A 14493-nucleotide genomic window follows, 5' to 3' on the forward strand; every position below is an offset into this window, starting at 1 on the left:
ACGCAGCGTCTTCCTTGTTTCGTCCCTGTTTATACAATCCGTATGTCAGTAGCAAAAAAATTATTTTGCTGCTGACATACTGTTGTCACGCTCGTTGGTTATACTCCTTGTAAGAAGAGAAATCGCAGACGTTGGCTAACACGTCGCATATAGCTTTGAAGGGAAGGTATACTCATGGGCAAACTACTCGGACCAGACTTTCTCAACTTACAGGTTCGTGATCTCGCAATCTCGCGCACATTCTATCTTGAGCTATTGGGCCTGAATGAGGATACGAGCTTCACCGCACCGGGTGTGGTCCTCTTCGAATCCAGCACCATCCCCTTCGCGATCAGCCAGGCAACGGCGAACCTGGACGAAACGCCTCAGCCTGGGCTGGGGATAGCGCTCTGGATCGACTGCGATAATGTTGACGAGCTCTGGAGCAAGCTCCATGCAGAGGGTGCCACCATCATCAAACCACCCTTTGATGGCCCCTTTGGACGAACATTCGTCTTCGCCGATCCCGATGGTTACCGTATTACAGCCAACCAGAATCCCTGGGACCGCTTCCCCCTGGGCGGTAAACGCCAGGAGTAGGCTATATGAGCGAGGTTTGCCTCCGGCAAACCTCGCTCATATAGCACAGGCTATGTTATACTAAAAACACTTCTATGCAAAAGATACCTCAAGAGGAAAGATAATGACATCGCACCATATAAGCGAACTGGAACACGCCCTCGCACAGCAAAACATCCCAGAAGGTATAGTGATTCGGGCCTGGCAGGAGCAGGATTTTGCGGCCATTCAACGCCTCTCAGAGGCCGAGGGATGGCCAACACCAAATCGGCGACCGGAGGACGCGCTGGCAGGCTGGCGCAACTCCTGGCCCACGCTCGTCGCCGAAGTAGACGGCGAGGTAATCGGCTTCGTGCGCGCCTGGAGCGATAAGCATATCACAACCTATATTTTCGAACTCCTCATCGCTGAGCAGTGGCGTGGTCATGGCATCGGAAGTAGCCTGCTGGACGCGTGCCACACCCTCTACCCACACGCGCGCCTGGAGGTCTCCTCCACCGAGCACTCCGCCAGCTTCTACCGCCGCTACGGCTTTCGCGATCTTGGAGAGACCTTTCGCAAGAGCTATGTATAAGTAAGAAGGAGTAAAGTTTTAGCGATTTCACGCTACTAACCTGAAAAATCGTGCTCAATGCTGGGCAGACACGAACGCCAGGGCCTCCCGCGCCAGGGCGAGCCACTCTATCTGCGATGTTGGTTCGAGCACCAGCCACTCCTTCATAAGGCGACCATTCTTGCGAGGATCGAAGCGCTCGCCATCGCCAGAGACCACCAGTTCATCTACCCGCGCTTTCGGTAGCTTCACGATAAGCCTGCCCCGGGTGAGCATAGCAAAGATTTTATCATGCACCTTCAGTCCCGAGGCGCCAAAGCCCTTCTTCGCCTGTCTTCCATCCGCTGGCGGCGTGACACCCGGATAACTGAGCAGCTCCCCAACAAGCACAGCAAAGCGTTCCTCTGATGTTATAGATTCATCTAACACAGAAAGCCTCTCTTCCGCTAACATACATCAACAAAAGCATTATACTTGTTTTAGAACAAATTTTCAAGCATCGGACGCCTCTCCCAGCTCTGGACCAGCTATCGCCGCAGCCCGGCTGTGTCTCTAAGTCAGAATCAGGCAAAAAGGATATATAGCCTATCAGGGCAAAGGCCATGATGTGAGCGCGCTACTGACGTACACGCCTACATGTCCCCGTATGGAGGTGCATCCCCCGCGCGTAGGCGTGTACGTCAGTAGCGCATCTCTCACCTACTAATAACTCTCGATCACTCTTATCGATATAAATAGTGGTGAGGATGGGTAGGTGGGCGAGTATCTGCGCCATCAGGGGACCAACCTCGTCCCAGGAGAGGCCGCCTTTGCCGCAGCCAAGCTTAGGGAAGGCAATGCTCTCAATACCCTGCTGCTGCCAATTGACTATAAGATAATCCAGCCCCTGCTGGATGTAGATCAGGCGCGAGGGCTGGCGATAGTGGTCCTTGGTGGGGAAGTTCAAGATCCAGGGCTGGCTTACGGTGTAGAGCCATGGCTGGCCGATGCGCAGCTCGCCGCTCTCGCATTGCTGCTTGTAGACTAGAAACATCTTAGGGTAGCGCTGCTTGAAGGCCAGCGCCAGGCCCGCCCCCATGATACCCCGGCAGTTAACGGGATTGACAATGACCTGCTCTCTCGCCCGAAATAGATCGCCATCGACGATATACTGTATAGGTTGTGACATTCTGCCTTCTCATTCCTTCCCAAGAAGATCCAACAAGCTTGTCTAGAGAAGAATTAACTCATAAATATATTACCTGCGTCAAGCCATCCAATAAATTAAGTAAGGTCATCTGACTAAAAAAATAGGGATTTCTCCTAATAGACAGCAGCGAGCCGCTCTTCTACACTGTATGGTACATCCGTCATGTTTTTTCTACTCTGATGATGCAAAATACTCCCGTTCAGCAAGCAAACAAGAGTAGATGAGTGAAAGGTAGCTACATTGATGCGCAAGCGCTTGATTATAAGCAGTGTGGGAGTGCTGGCAGCGCTCCTGCTGGCACTTATTCCCCTGTCCTCCGCCTCGGCGCACGAGGTGCGCCATGTCGGCAACTACACCTTTATCGTCGGCTTTCTCAACGAGCCAGCCTATGAGAACAGCCAGAACGCGATCTCGCTGACGGTTTGCAATGGCAAGACCTGTGAGATCGCGGGCGGAGGAGATAGCGGCCCGGTCTCAAATCCGTTCAACGACGCGGATAAGAGCCTGAAGGCCGAGGTTAGTATAGGTGGCTCTTCGCCCCTGGCCCTTACCCTCCAGCCCGTCGATGGCGCGCCCGGCAAGTATACCGCCGATTTCATTCCAACTAAAACCGGCGATTACACCTTCCACTTCACCGGGGCGCTCAATGGACAGAAGATCGACGAGAAGTTCACCGGTGGCCCCAATACCTTCAGCGAGGTGGCGCAGATCACAGCCTATCCCGCCAGCCAGGCCACGACAACATCCCAGCAGAGCAATAGCAATCTGCAAGCTCAGATTCAGGACGCGAAGAATACTGGCGTCCTCGTTGGCTCACTTGGCGCACTGATAGGACTCATCGGCCTGGGGACAGCGGTTGTCGCCCTACGCCGTCGTCCCACCACCAGCGGCACCGCGCCAGATGAGAGCCAGCGCGGGTAAGGGTAGTTTTTCAAAAAAGAGCCGGGAGCAGCGACGCTGAGCGTCGCTGCTCCCGGCTCTTTTTTGAAAACTCTTAATTTATGGCTGATCTAAGCGTGCTTTTGTCGCATTCACAAGCGTTACTATACTTGAATAGCACCTCTTATCCCCATAATCATGCATGCCTGGAGTACATTCTCTATGAAAAAGTGTCTTTCTCTACGTCTTACACTCGGTCTCGCGCTCGGCCTGCTCGCTCTCCTGCTGGCCGCCTGCGGAGGGAGCGATAGTGCTTCTTCGCTCACGCCTACACCAACGTCGGTACCCACAAGCGCTACAATCAGCCAAACCCCTACACCAACCATTAACAGCACGCCCGCGCCTACTCCAACGCCTCAGGGTAAGGCGCTGGCCGATGGCGGCACACAGAATTATCACAATAGCTATTTCGCCTTCAATTATCCCGCCAACTGGAACAAAACACAGGAGAGCGACGCCACTGTGCTGCTCACGGCCCCCAACAACCAGGAAACGACGATTGACGCGGAGAAGCTTGCGGGAATGCCCACCAGCGACTCATTGAAAAATAGTCTGCAAGAGGATACACTGGTTAAACAGGCGGCCAGCCCTGGCGCCATCAAGCAGCAAACGTTCAATAACATCTCCTGGTGGACGACGCGCGTTCAGGTCTCCAGGGATGGCAAGGCGCTCTACTACGATATCGCCTATGGGCAGGATCAGGCCAACCTCTATAAACTTGTGGTATGCGAGGGCTCAGGCGGGTATGATGGCCTCTTCGATACGGTGCTCGACTCCTTTCAGCCCAACGCATAAGTCTGTATTAAATTAAGGTTTTGTATGCAAAACGCGGTATCCGTACCCTCCCGGCGCCTCTCGATCTGGTTATCTTTCTTTGGTTTTATGCTTGTGGGCATCAGTAGCGGTGTAAGCGGTCCCATTCTGCCCAGCCTGGGCGCGTACTATCACGTGGGAGACGCCACGATTGGTCTGCTCTTGCTCGTCTCGCCCTTCGCCTATTTCCTCTCATCCTTAAGTAGTGGCCTGCTCATTGAGAAGTTTGGGCTGCGCTGGCTCTTGCTCCTGGGGACTGTCATCTTTGCCCTCGGTTTCGCGGGCTTTGGCCTGCGCCTGCCATTTCTCTGGCTCTTCGGGGCTCGCCTCTGCATTGGCCTGGGCTCAGGCATCATCGAAACAGGCTTTAATATCTATATCAGTACACAGCCCAGGCAAGAGACGCTCCTGAACAACCTGCACGCCTTCTTCGGCGTGGGATCACTGCTTGGTCCCCTGCTCGTCAGCGCGCTCCTGACGCTCCTCTGGGGCTGGAATATCACGTACCTCTTCCTCGTCGTGCTCTGCCTGCCCCTCGCGCTCGGCCTGGGTCCGCTCTTTAGTGTGCCTGCGAACATCCAGGATACTCAGAGAGACGAGCCAGCCAGGAAAGAGGGCATTTTTGGCGCGACGCTCAAGCTCCCCGTGGTCTGGATCGCGACGCTCTTTCTGCTCGTCTATGTCGGCGTGGAGACCTGCGCGGGTAGCTGGGGCTACACCTTCCTGCTCAATGAGCGCGCTCAGAGTCCGCTTATCGCGGGCTGGATCGTGAGTGGCTACTGGCTGGGGTTGACGCTGGGGCGCTTCTTCTTACAGCGCCAGGCCGAGCGCATGGGGATTAGCTCAACCGTCCTCGTCTATATATGCCTGATCTGTATTGTGCTCAGCGCGCTTCTGGCCTGGCTCGTACCCTCGGGCATTAGCGCGGCTCTGGCCTTCTGCCTTATGGGCCTTGGTGTTGCACCGCTCTATCCTCTCACGGTCGCCATCATGCCCAAGTTGGTCCCCTCGCACCTGGCGGCAAGCGCGATTAGCCTCTTGATCAGCATCAGCATCATCGGCCTGGGCGTCTTCCCCTGGCTGGCCGGCCTGCTGGCCCAGGCTGTGGGCATCTGGACGCTCATGCCCTTTATCATCCTCCTGACTCTGGCGATGATTATCCTCTGGCGCGTTTTGGCGAGACATATAGCTTCGCCCGCATAACAAGCCCGCTACTGGCATACGCGGCTACTGACCTAGAGTAGCCGCGTATGCCAGTAGCGGGCCAATATCGCCTCATCAGCCACTGATGGCGATGGTTTCGGGTGCTATCTCGATAACTTCAACGCGCCGTTATGAACTGGAACGTTGCGTGCCCCAACCAGGTAATAGTGTTTCACGCATGAGTTATCCTCCCGTATTTGCAATAGTAGCCTCATACCAGGGCACGCTCTCTCTGCGACTCGCCTCAAAGGCCGTGATGTCTTCCTGGAAGCGTAGTGTGTGCGCAACAGCGTCCAGCCCTTGCACAAGCACATCTTTTCTAAAGGGATCAATGTCGAGGGCATGTACCTGCTCACTAGATGTGATAACACGCTGTAAAGGCAAATCAATTGTCAAGGCATAGCTCGGCGTAGCCTCAACCGCGTCAAAGAGCGACTGAATCACGTTCTCTGGCAGACATATGGGCATGTAACCTCGTGGATAAGATGGCGATCAATATACAGAAGCGATCCCTGCCCCTCAATTTCGCGCACCACGTGAGATTGCCAGATCTTCTCAAACATCGTTTGTGTTCTCGTTGTTTGTGGCATAAAAATCGTCCCTTTCACAACATGACGACTAGACATCCTTGTCACTTAAATCCTGTAACACATGCAAGCCAGCCTTTACCAGCAGTATAATCGTCAGCAAGTGATATGTCCAATACTTATTTTTCCGATATTTGATAATCTAAAGGCATCAACTATCTAGCTTTTTTCTCCGACAGTGATGCTTTTTTGTTATTAAAATTTGAATAAATAGGTATTAGACATATCATCTAGCACAAGCTATACTCCTGAACAAGTGAAACGCGTGCGAGTTTTGCCTATTCAGCTCTTTATACCTGGCAAGCTACGTGATAGGAGATTGTCTTATGCACCCACAAATGTCTGATACAGAAGAGAAGGCATCTATACGCGCTCTAGAAAGCGAGCAGCAGACGACTCTGAAGCAGCCCCTGATAAACCATCCTTCTGGGTTGTATTCACTACCTGGTTCAAAATTGGTGTCATGTCGTTTGGGGGGGGGATCGGCGACGTTATTATTGATTCAGCGCAAATGCCTAGAGCAGATGAAATGGGCAACGGAAGAGGAATATAGTCGCTACTGGAGCTTAAGTCAGATTTCACCGGGTATCGTCATGTTCGCGACAATGATTCTAATGTTTCGCAAGATCGGCGGATGGAAGAATGTCATCGCAGCATTCGCCGGGCTACTTATACCCAGCGCACTCATTACACTGCTCTTTTCAGCCGGTTTTAAGGCTGTACAGAATCTACCAGCAGTGCAGGCCATGCTTCAGGGGGTTATTCCAGCTACGGCTGGCATTATGCTTACCTTATCGATTAAGTTTGCCCAACCACTGGTAAAGAAGAGCTATCAAGCAGATAGCTTGAGCCTCATTGAATGCCTGGTCATCATTCTAAGCAGCGCCAGCGCATTGATCTTCTGGCATATAGACGTCGTACTGGTTATGCTGGGCGCAGCTCTGTTGAGTGTAGGATTTTTTCTTCCCCTGCGCACCAAGCTTGCTCCAAGACAAGCAGCAGCCCAAAGGAGGCAATAGAGATGAATCCTGTCATTTATTTTCTGCTTTTCCTCAAAGCATCGCTCTTCTCTTTCGGCTCAGTGGGCAACCTTGCCAGTTTGCATCGCGATCTATTGAGCAAGGGGTGGGCACGAGAAGCCGACTTTGGCGAGGCGCTGGCAATTGGGCAATTTAGCCCAGGCTCCAATGGCCTCTGGACGGTCAGTCTGGGCTACCTGATATATGGCCTCCCTGGAGCAGGCCTGGCCTTGCTCTCCCTGGTGCTTCCCCCGCTACTCATCCTTCCGCTGGAGGCAGCATACCACCGCATTGAGCACCAGGCCTGGGCACAGGCGATTATCCGCAGCCTCTCGCTGGTCTCGATTGGCATCCTGCTAAGTGCAGCATGGTCTATTCTGGATGGACGTACCATCGATATTGGAAGCGTTCTGATTTGCCTGGCAGCCTGCGCACTCTGTATGAACCGCCGCATCGGATCGTTCCTGACCCTGCTTCTAGCCATGGGAGCAGGCTACCTCCTCTATGGCTTCCGCTAAAAGAGTCCGCTACCAGCATACGCGGCTACTTCTCCAAGCCCACAATAACCGCGTATGCCAGTAGCAGGCCTATCCAATCAATGCCAGGAGTTCATGCAGTGAATCAATCGTAATATCAGCAACATCAGAGGAAAGATCTGCTGGCCATGGAAGAGAACTGTGCAGCCAGGCAGTTTTCATCCCAATGGCATGTGCTCCCCACATATCAAGATAAGGATGATCTCCAACAAAGAGAATTTCTTCTGGCTTCGTGTTTAAGCATGAAGCGGCAGCCAGGAAGATCGAGGCATCAGGCTTTTTGACACCAAACGCCTCAGAGATAAAAATACAGGAGGTGAACTGCTCAAGACCAAGCCGCCTAATCTTTCGTTGTTGATTCTGCACGCTTCCATTAGTAATGATGCCAAATGGGATGGCGGCCTCTTTTAACGTAAGCAGCAAGCCAGGCATACTCTCGTCAGGCATGATATGCAGAGAAAGTTCCTGGCGGTAGGCTGTAATCAACTCCTCCACAGGTGCTGACAGCCCTGTATAGGCCCCGCTAACTTGTTGAAAGAGCTTCTCTCGTGGCGTCATGCCATAGTTATCCCATGCGATAAGCTGCTTGAGGCGTTGTTCGATCTCCCTTTCATCACCGTTCGCTATGTGAGACTTGATAAATGACCGTCCCCACGCCTCAAATGCCTGCTCTCTGGAATACAGGGTATTGTCCAGATCAAATAGCACCGCCTGGGTCTGGTAGGGTAGGCGAATAGGCACGCGTTTTTCCTCCTTCATGGTTCTATACTCACCAATGCGCGACTAAGCAACGTCTCCCAGGGGCGCACAGGCAGACGGGAAGGCCGGCGCTCGGCCTCTCGTGCCAGCCATTGTCCATAGAGCCAGTTCTGGCGCGCCTGGGTGTGCTGCTGGTGCTGTTCGAATGCGTTGAAGCCGCGACCACGCTCCCGCATGTTGGCGAGATATGCATTCTCTTTACCTCATCCATCTCAGGTTATTCTGAGTATATCCCGCCAACCCGCGATCATACAAGCAGCCACCCAAATGAAATTTCGCACATCACATTCACGGCCCCAGTAGCCGCGTTCGCCAGTAGCGGGCATAGGTTACAATACATAAAAAACCACAAATACGAGGAGCAAACATGGCAGAACATACGGATGATATGAAAGAACTCACAGCCCTGCGCGAGGATGAGAAGCGCTGCGTGCGCATCCTGGCCGCATGTCGCCGTTTCGCGGTCAATCTTGGCGGCGACGCAGGCTACTACGCGACCTTCGCCCAGAACGAAGAGGTGCTGCTCGACTCCTTCCAGCAGGTTCTCGCAGCCCACCAGGACTATGATCAGCTCTTCGCCCAGCGCTGCCAACGCGCCGGTCTAACCCCCGCCGACGTCCAACGCTTGAAAGACCGCCTGCAATTCTGGCTCTCTTCTCAGGAAGATGTTTAATCTCAAGAAAGCCCTCCCATCCTTACCCCAACCAGTAGCATAAAATACAACTAGTGGTCTAGACGTCTTGACAAGAACGCGTTTCAACAGTACAGTTATAAGTATGTATCAGCTTTGTGAAGAAAGGATCTCTTCCAGGAGCCTGGTACACCAACCCCTTTGTAGAGGCAACGCGTGAAACGCCTTCTTTTGTTTCATTCGCTGTTGCCAGGTTTTCAAGGAGGAAAGCTGCATGAACCGTTCACGCAGGATGCTTTTTGTGATCGCGGCAGGATTTTTGCTGCTCACCAGCGCGGTGACAGCCGGGCTGATGCAGATCGGCAACGCCGGTCAGGCCCATGCCGCCTCGTCTTTTCCCTCGTCGTATTTCGCTCCCTATCAGGATGTCACCATTGGTGCCTCGCTACAATCGGTTGCCCAGGCAACCGGACAAAAGTATTACACGCTGGCCTTCATTACCGGCAATGGCTGCAACGCCGACTGGGCCGGTACAATCCCGCTGAACCAGACCAGTATCTATCTGCCTAACCTGGATAGCGATATCAGCTACTTGCGCAGTCAGGGCGGCGATATCATTATCTCGTTCGGTGGCGCGGCCGGACAGGAACTGGCACAGACCTGTAGCACCGTCAGTTCCTTGCAGGCACAATACCAGGCCGTCATTAACCAGTACCATGCAACGCATCTCGATTTCGATATCGAGGGCGGAGAGCAGGGCGACTCGACGACCTACACACGTCGCAATACGGCCCTGGCAGCGTTGCAGGCCGCCAATCCCGGCCTGACCATCTCGTTCACGCTCCCCTCCGCGACAACTGGCCTGCTCAGCGATAGCCTGGGCTTGCTAAATAACGCGGTCTCACACGGCGTAAACTTCAACATCGTCAACCTTATGACTATGGACTATGGCTCGCCCGATAGCCAGATGGGGCAGGAATCCATCAACGCGGCCAATGGACTCCACTCCGAGTTACAGAGCATCTTCCCCTCGAAAAGCTCTAGCCAGCTCTGGGCTATGGTTGGCATCACACCCATGATTGGGCAGAACGATTCCGGGGGCGAGGTCTTTAGCCTGAGTAATGCCTCGCAGGTGCTCTCATTCGCTCAGACAAACAAGATTGGGGAGCTGGCCTTCTGGGAGGTCCCACGCGATAACGGCAACTGCGCCGGTTCAACGACTGCCTCCGATACCTGTAGCGGCCTCTCGCAAAGCACCTACGCCTTCACCAATCTCTGGAAACCCTTTACCAGCGGTAGCAGCGGTGGTGGTAGCACGCCTACACCTACACCCACCCAGACAAAGACGCCCACGCCAACGCCTACCCAGACCCAGACGCCTACTCCCACTCCCACGCCTCCAACTGGCGGAAACCTGGTCAGCAACGCTGGCTTTGAGACAGGCAGCCTCTCCAGCTGGACCTGCCAGGCGGGCGATAGCGTGGTGAGCAGCCCAGTCCACAGCGGCTCACATGCCCTGGCTATGGTCCCGAGCAGCTCGACCACGGGTGAGTGTGATCAGACCATCAGCGTCCAGCCCAATCACACCTACACCTTGAGCGCCTATGTGGATGGGCCATATGCCTACCTGGGAGTACAAAACGGCGCCAGCAACTGGACCAGCAGCAGCAGCTATACACTGCTCAGCGTGACCTTCACCACAGGTGCCTCGCAGAGCAGCGCTACCATCTATGTCCACGGCTGGTACGCCCAGGGCAACGTCTACGTCGATGACGTCTCCCTTAGTTAGACTATAGGAAACACATGCTCGCCACGCTATGGCGAGCAGAATAAGGTGTGCGGTAGCGCTCTGGCAGTGCCAGAGCGCTACCGCACACCTTATTCAACTTTATATTTCTCCTGACGTAAACAATGAAAAGGCATGTTTTACTTGTTTGCCTGGTAAGGAGAAATTATGTCCAGTATTGTGACTCTCTTTCATACACTTTTCACGTACCCGATTTTTAACGCGCTCCTCCTGCTATATGCCTGGCTGGGGGATTTTAGCCTGGCGCTGGTCGTGCTGACGGTCAGCATCTCAGTGCTCCTCCTGCCCTTGACACTACGACAGATACGCCAGGGCAGGATAACAAGGCGGCTCCAGCCCGAGATTCAGGCCCTTCGTAGGCGCTATGCCTCTGATCGCCTGGCTCAGACACGCGCTTTGCAAGAGTTGTATAAAGCGTATGGTATTCGCACCAGTTCAACCTTCCTCTTGCTACTTATCCAAGCTCCTATCTATTCTGGGCTGTATTTCGCCCTCAATATGATCCTGCAAGCGCCTTTGGTTGCTGACATCAATCGCTATCTCTATCCCTTTGTTGTCCACGTCACCTCTCTCCCCAATCTGCACCTCACGTGGTTCACTGTGCTCAACGCCACCTGGCATATCTCGCTCGGCGCTCCCGATCCCACAGCAATTCTCCCGCTGCTGACCGGGCTGCTTACCCTCCTCCAGACCTGGCTAACCCAACCACTGGCCGCGGTTGAGGCACGCGATACCATGCAGCACGTCTCACAGAACATGCAATGGTTGCTACTCCTGCTTCCCGCCGCCATGACCGTTCTCATTGCCTGGCACTTCGCGGCAGGCCTGGCGCTCTACCGCGTCGTCTCCCTCCTTATGAACATCGGCCAGCAGTATATTGTCTCCGTCTGGGGAGGAGTTCCCCTCAAACCCGCAATGGCTCAAGAAGCTAACTCGCCCGTCCAACAAAGCGCTCTCAAGACTCGATCCCTAGCCCCGCAACGCAAGCGGCGCAACAGGAGGCACAGCAACCCGAACTCTTCGCGACGACGCAAGTAGCTATGTTTTAGTAGCACAACAAATGTAGGGTCCATGCTGGCATGAACTGCGAGCGCAGCGATCTCCCCAGCGGTTGGGTATCGGCCTGCGGGCCGGGCGAGTCCATGCCAGCATGGACCCTACACGCTTGGCGAGCGGACCGCTAAGCAAATGGCTGAGATTGAACATGGGCCTGATGTTGGGCTATAATCAAAGGGGCCAGTTATGTGCTGGCTTCAGAGAGGGAGGGGCATGGTGAACGTGAGGTAGAAGCTCCCCGCTATATTGATTTACTTCTATATTTCACAATGGAAAGAGGTTATGCATGAAATACGGTATCTCGCTTCCCAATGGCTGGACTATGAGCCTGGTGGGTATTAAGGATCCTATTGAGGCATATGAGACAATGACCAATGTGGCAAAGGCCGCGGATGAGACGGGCTTTGAGGCGGTGTGGATGGTAGATCACTTCCACACAGTTCCTACGCCAACACAGGAGGTCACCTTTGAGAGTTGGATGTCGCTGGCAGCTATCGCACGCGATACCAAGCGCGTCCGCATCGGGCAGATCGTGACCTGCAATAGCTACCGTAATCCCGCCCTGCTGGCCAAGATGGCGAGTACACTGGATGTCCTGAGCCATGGCCGTTTGAACTTCGGCATTGGCGCGGGCTGGTATGAGCACGAGTATAAGGCGTATGGCTATCCCTATCCCGATGCGCCTGAGCGCCTGCGCATGCTGCGCGAGGCCCTCCAGGTCATTCACGCCATGTGGGAGCAGGAAGAGGCCCATTTCGAAGGTAAGTTTTACCAGGTACGTGGCGCGATCAACCAGCCCAAAGGCGTGCAGAAGCCACACCCCCCCATCCTCGTCGGTGGTGGCGGCGAGAAGGTTACGCTCAAGCTGGTGGCCCAGTACGGCGACGCCTGCAACGTGGGCGGCGAACTGGCAACCATCAAGCATAAGCTTGGGGTACTCAAGCAGCACTGCGAGACGGTGGGACGCGATTATAGCAGCATCTATAACACGACTGGCTCGTTCTGCTCCATCGCCGATACGGATGAGGAGGCTCTGGCGTTGGTCCCCGAAAAGTCTAGGGGCAACCTCAGAGACACCTCCCTCGTGGGTAGCCCCGAGACCATCCGCCAGCGCATCGCGGCCCTGGAGGAGTTGGGCATTCACGAGATCATTATCGACTTCCCCAGCGCAACCGACCTGACGACGCTCCACCGCTTCGCGCAAGAGTTTATCGCGAAGTAAGGAAGATGCGCTACTGACGCATACGCGCCTACGCCAGGCATCAGCATGTAGCTCGGGAGGCGTAGGCGCGTGCGTCAGTAGCGCATCTTTTGTATCAAGCAGATTCTGAAGCAGTTTTAAGCCTGCTAGAAGACCAGGCTGACCAGCCAGCGATAAGCAAAAGCAGGATAACGGCTATAAGAATTAGAACACATTGAGTTTGGCACCTGGCAATGCCTGCATGATAGGAACCCGCAAAAGCTATGGACGTAACGGCATAGGCATGTGGCGGCGTCTGTTGAACCATCGCGCTCCATCGGTGATACGCATCATACGCGACAAGCAGCGACCAGGCCCCCATAGCCAGCCCAAGCAAGAAGACAGCATTTTGCCACCAGGCCTGCCTTCTACGAATCAAGTTGGCAACCAGGAGCAAGATCGCGCTGGCACAAAGTACAGCAGCGCTTAGGCCCGTAAAAATAGACCAGTTACGCAAATCTCCAAAGATAAAGTCTCCAAAGGATAAATTCATCATCGCATTGGTCTTTCAAGCAGAAAGAACCCTTTTCTCGTTTCCCTCTGCTGCTATTGGAAGTAATTTCTCCAACTACATCATATGTGATTTCTCATTAGCTCAGCAAATTAGCAAACAATAAAATGGTCAAAAATTGCACAATAGGATATCATGAGCACAAATGCCTTCTAGGGAGATATCAGTTCGCGTCTGAAAGACGCAAAGATGGTTCACTTTTCCCTTGACTCTCCCCTAAGGGGAGGATGTAAGCTTTCTTGAGAAGCGGAGGAAGAGAAGATTATGCTCAAGATTGGAGAATTTGCGCGTCTCAGCCAGGTATCGATAAAAACGTTGCGACACTATGATGCACTGAACGTGCTGCGGCCAGCGAGAATCTATCCAGAGAGCGGCTACCGCTTGTATGAAATCGGGCAACTGGTCGATATGGTGCGTATTCTGGCGCTCAAAGACTGCGGCTTTACTCTGGAAGAGATCGCGCAGTTGCTGCGAACCTACGACACGAAGACGGTTGAGGCACTGCTGCACCAGCGGATAGCGGCTCAGGAGCAACTCGTTGCGGATGAGCAGGCGCGTCTCCAGCGCATGATTGCACGCACACAGCAACTGGCCGACGCTGACAGTGTTCCGCTGTATGATGTCGCGCTTAAACAGACCGAGCCGCTTACGCTGGTTGGTCTCCGCCAGTGCGTTGCGACAACCGCAGAGATCGGCCCTTTCGCGCAAATGGTCTTGCGTCATTGCGAGCAACACGCGGTGACCTCAAGTGGCCCTCTGATCCATCTCTACTATGATGAGAGTCAACTGGATGAAGGATTTGATCTTTTTGTGGGCATGCCAGTCACTGCCTTGCCTCCTTCCCTGGCCGATCTCTGCTGTGAAAGGCTTGCGGGCGGGGAGCAGGTCGCGTGCGTCATTTATCGCGGTGATTATAGAAACATCAGCAGCGCTTATAGCGCGCTGGATCGCTGGCTCTCGACAAGCAGCTATCGCATAGCGGGACCATGCCGCGAGATTTATCACCTCAATCCAACGCACACAGACGATCCGGCGTCCTACATTACCGAAATCCAGTATCCTCTGCTGCCCGCTTGCGATGTGAGCTAACGT

Annotated in this window: 18 protein-coding genes; 12 read left to right on the forward strand and 6 right to left on the reverse strand. The window is 54.1% G+C overall.

Going from position 1 to position 14493, the window contains the following annotated elements:
• The first annotated feature begins 174 nt into the window (after positions 1-174).
• Together KRAC_RS29700 and KRAC_RS29705 are read left to right on the forward strand one after the other, a co-directional pair.
• Positions 175-579: a VOC family protein gene (locus KRAC_RS29700; RefSeq protein WP_007913752.1), complete on the forward strand. Its 405-nt coding sequence runs from the start codon at positions 175-177 to the stop codon at positions 577-579.
• Positions 580-682: 103 nt separating this feature from the next.
• Entirely contained in the window at positions 683-1132 is a 450-nt protein-coding gene (locus tag KRAC_RS29705) for a GNAT family N-acetyltransferase (RefSeq protein WP_007913754.1), read from the forward strand.
• Between the two features lie 54 nt (positions 1133-1186).
• Here KRAC_RS29705 and KRAC_RS70305 read toward each other — a convergent pair whose 3' ends face one another.
• Positions 1187-1540 (reverse strand): hypothetical protein, encoded by a 354-nt coding sequence (locus KRAC_RS70305; RefSeq protein ID WP_007913755.1) that lies wholly within the window; start codon positions 1538-1540, stop codon positions 1187-1189.
• A gap of 187 nt (positions 1541-1727) precedes the next feature.
• Positions 1728-2279: a macro domain-containing protein gene (locus KRAC_RS29715; protein ID WP_007913758.1), complete on the reverse strand. Its 552-nt coding sequence runs from the start codon at positions 2277-2279 to the stop codon at positions 1728-1730.
• 264 nt (positions 2280-2543) lie between these two features.
• Between KRAC_RS29715 and KRAC_RS29720 the strand changes: the two genes are divergently transcribed.
• From KRAC_RS29720 to KRAC_RS29730, 3 genes are all read left to right on the forward strand, one after another.
• The gene (locus tag KRAC_RS29720) at positions 2544-3221 is read left to right on the forward strand and encodes a hypothetical protein (RefSeq protein WP_007913759.1); all 678 of its coding nucleotides are present in this window, start codon (positions 2544-2546) and stop codon (positions 3219-3221) included.
• A gap of 180 nt (positions 3222-3401) precedes the next feature.
• On the forward strand, positions 3402-4034 hold the full coding sequence (locus KRAC_RS29725) for a hypothetical protein (protein ID WP_007913761.1): 633 nt from the start codon (positions 3402-3404) through the stop codon (positions 4032-4034).
• A gap of 24 nt (positions 4035-4058) precedes the next feature.
• Positions 4059-5255, forward strand: a complete 1197-nt coding sequence (locus KRAC_RS29730; protein WP_007913763.1) for an MFS transporter — start codon at positions 4059-4061, stop codon at positions 5253-5255.
• A 183-nt stretch (positions 5256-5438) separates the two neighbouring features.
• Here KRAC_RS29730 and KRAC_RS29735 read toward each other — a convergent pair whose 3' ends face one another.
• Positions 5439-5723 (reverse strand): 3-isopropylmalate dehydratase small subunit, encoded by a 285-nt coding sequence (locus KRAC_RS29735; protein ID WP_157507333.1) that lies wholly within the window; start codon positions 5721-5723, stop codon positions 5439-5441.
• Positions 5724-6168: 445 nt separating this feature from the next.
• Between KRAC_RS29735 and KRAC_RS29740 the strand changes: the two genes are divergently transcribed.
• A complete protein-coding gene (locus KRAC_RS29740) occupies positions 6169-6861 on the forward strand; it encodes a chromate transporter (RefSeq protein ID WP_007913765.1) in 693 nt (230 codons plus the stop codon).
• A gap of 2 nt (positions 6862-6863) precedes the next feature.
• The gene (locus KRAC_RS29745; RefSeq protein WP_007913767.1) at positions 6864-7379 is read left to right on the forward strand and encodes a chromate transporter; all 516 of its coding nucleotides are present in this window, start codon (positions 6864-6866) and stop codon (positions 7377-7379) included.
• A 69-nt stretch (positions 7380-7448) separates the two neighbouring features.
• On the opposite strand, the gene KRAC_RS29750 is transcribed toward KRAC_RS29745, so the two are convergent.
• On the reverse strand, positions 7449-8138 hold the full coding sequence (locus KRAC_RS29750; RefSeq protein WP_040445314.1) for an HAD family hydrolase: 690 nt from the start codon (positions 8136-8138) through the stop codon (positions 7449-7451).
• A gap of 14 nt (positions 8139-8152) precedes the next feature.
• Entirely contained in the window at positions 8153-8332 is a 180-nt protein-coding gene (locus tag KRAC_RS29755) for a hypothetical protein (protein ID WP_040445316.1), read from the reverse strand.
• A gap of 191 nt (positions 8333-8523) precedes the next feature.
• On the opposite strand from KRAC_RS29755, the gene KRAC_RS29760 reads away from it, so the two are divergent.
• The 4 genes from KRAC_RS29760 (at position 8524) to KRAC_RS29775 (ending at position 12872) form a co-directional block, all read left to right on the forward strand.
• Entirely contained in the window at positions 8524-8829 is a 306-nt protein-coding gene (locus KRAC_RS29760) for a hypothetical protein (protein ID WP_007913771.1), read from the forward strand.
• A gap of 232 nt (positions 8830-9061) precedes the next feature.
• Positions 9062-10576: a carbohydrate binding domain-containing protein gene (locus tag KRAC_RS76370; protein WP_007913773.1), complete on the forward strand. Its 1515-nt coding sequence runs from the start codon at positions 9062-9064 to the stop codon at positions 10574-10576.
• Positions 10577-10741: 165 nt separating this feature from the next.
• Positions 10742-11632 (forward strand): YidC/Oxa1 family membrane protein insertase, encoded by an 891-nt coding sequence (locus KRAC_RS29770; protein WP_007913775.1) that lies wholly within the window; start codon positions 10742-10744, stop codon positions 11630-11632.
• Between the two features lie 304 nt (positions 11633-11936).
• The gene (locus tag KRAC_RS29775; protein WP_007913776.1) at positions 11937-12872 is read left to right on the forward strand and encodes an LLM class F420-dependent oxidoreductase; all 936 of its coding nucleotides are present in this window, start codon (positions 11937-11939) and stop codon (positions 12870-12872) included.
• A 94-nt stretch (positions 12873-12966) separates the two neighbouring features.
• Here KRAC_RS29775 and KRAC_RS71805 read toward each other — a convergent pair whose 3' ends face one another.
• Positions 12967-13386: a hypothetical protein gene (locus tag KRAC_RS71805; RefSeq protein WP_157507335.1), complete on the reverse strand. Its 420-nt coding sequence runs from the start codon at positions 13384-13386 to the stop codon at positions 12967-12969.
• A 279-nt stretch (positions 13387-13665) separates the two neighbouring features.
• Here KRAC_RS71805 and KRAC_RS29785 point away from each other — a divergent pair, with 279 nt between their 5' ends.
• Complete coding sequence (locus tag KRAC_RS29785; RefSeq protein ID WP_007913777.1) at positions 13666-14490, forward strand: MerR family transcriptional regulator; 825 nt, start codon at positions 13666-13668, stop codon at positions 14488-14490.
• Positions 14491-14493: the final 3 nt, after the last annotated feature.

Source organism: Ktedonobacter racemifer DSM 44963, assembly GCF_000178855.1.
Taxonomy (GTDB): domain Bacteria; phylum Chloroflexota; class Ktedonobacteria; order Ktedonobacterales; family Ktedonobacteraceae; genus Ktedonobacter; species Ktedonobacter racemifer.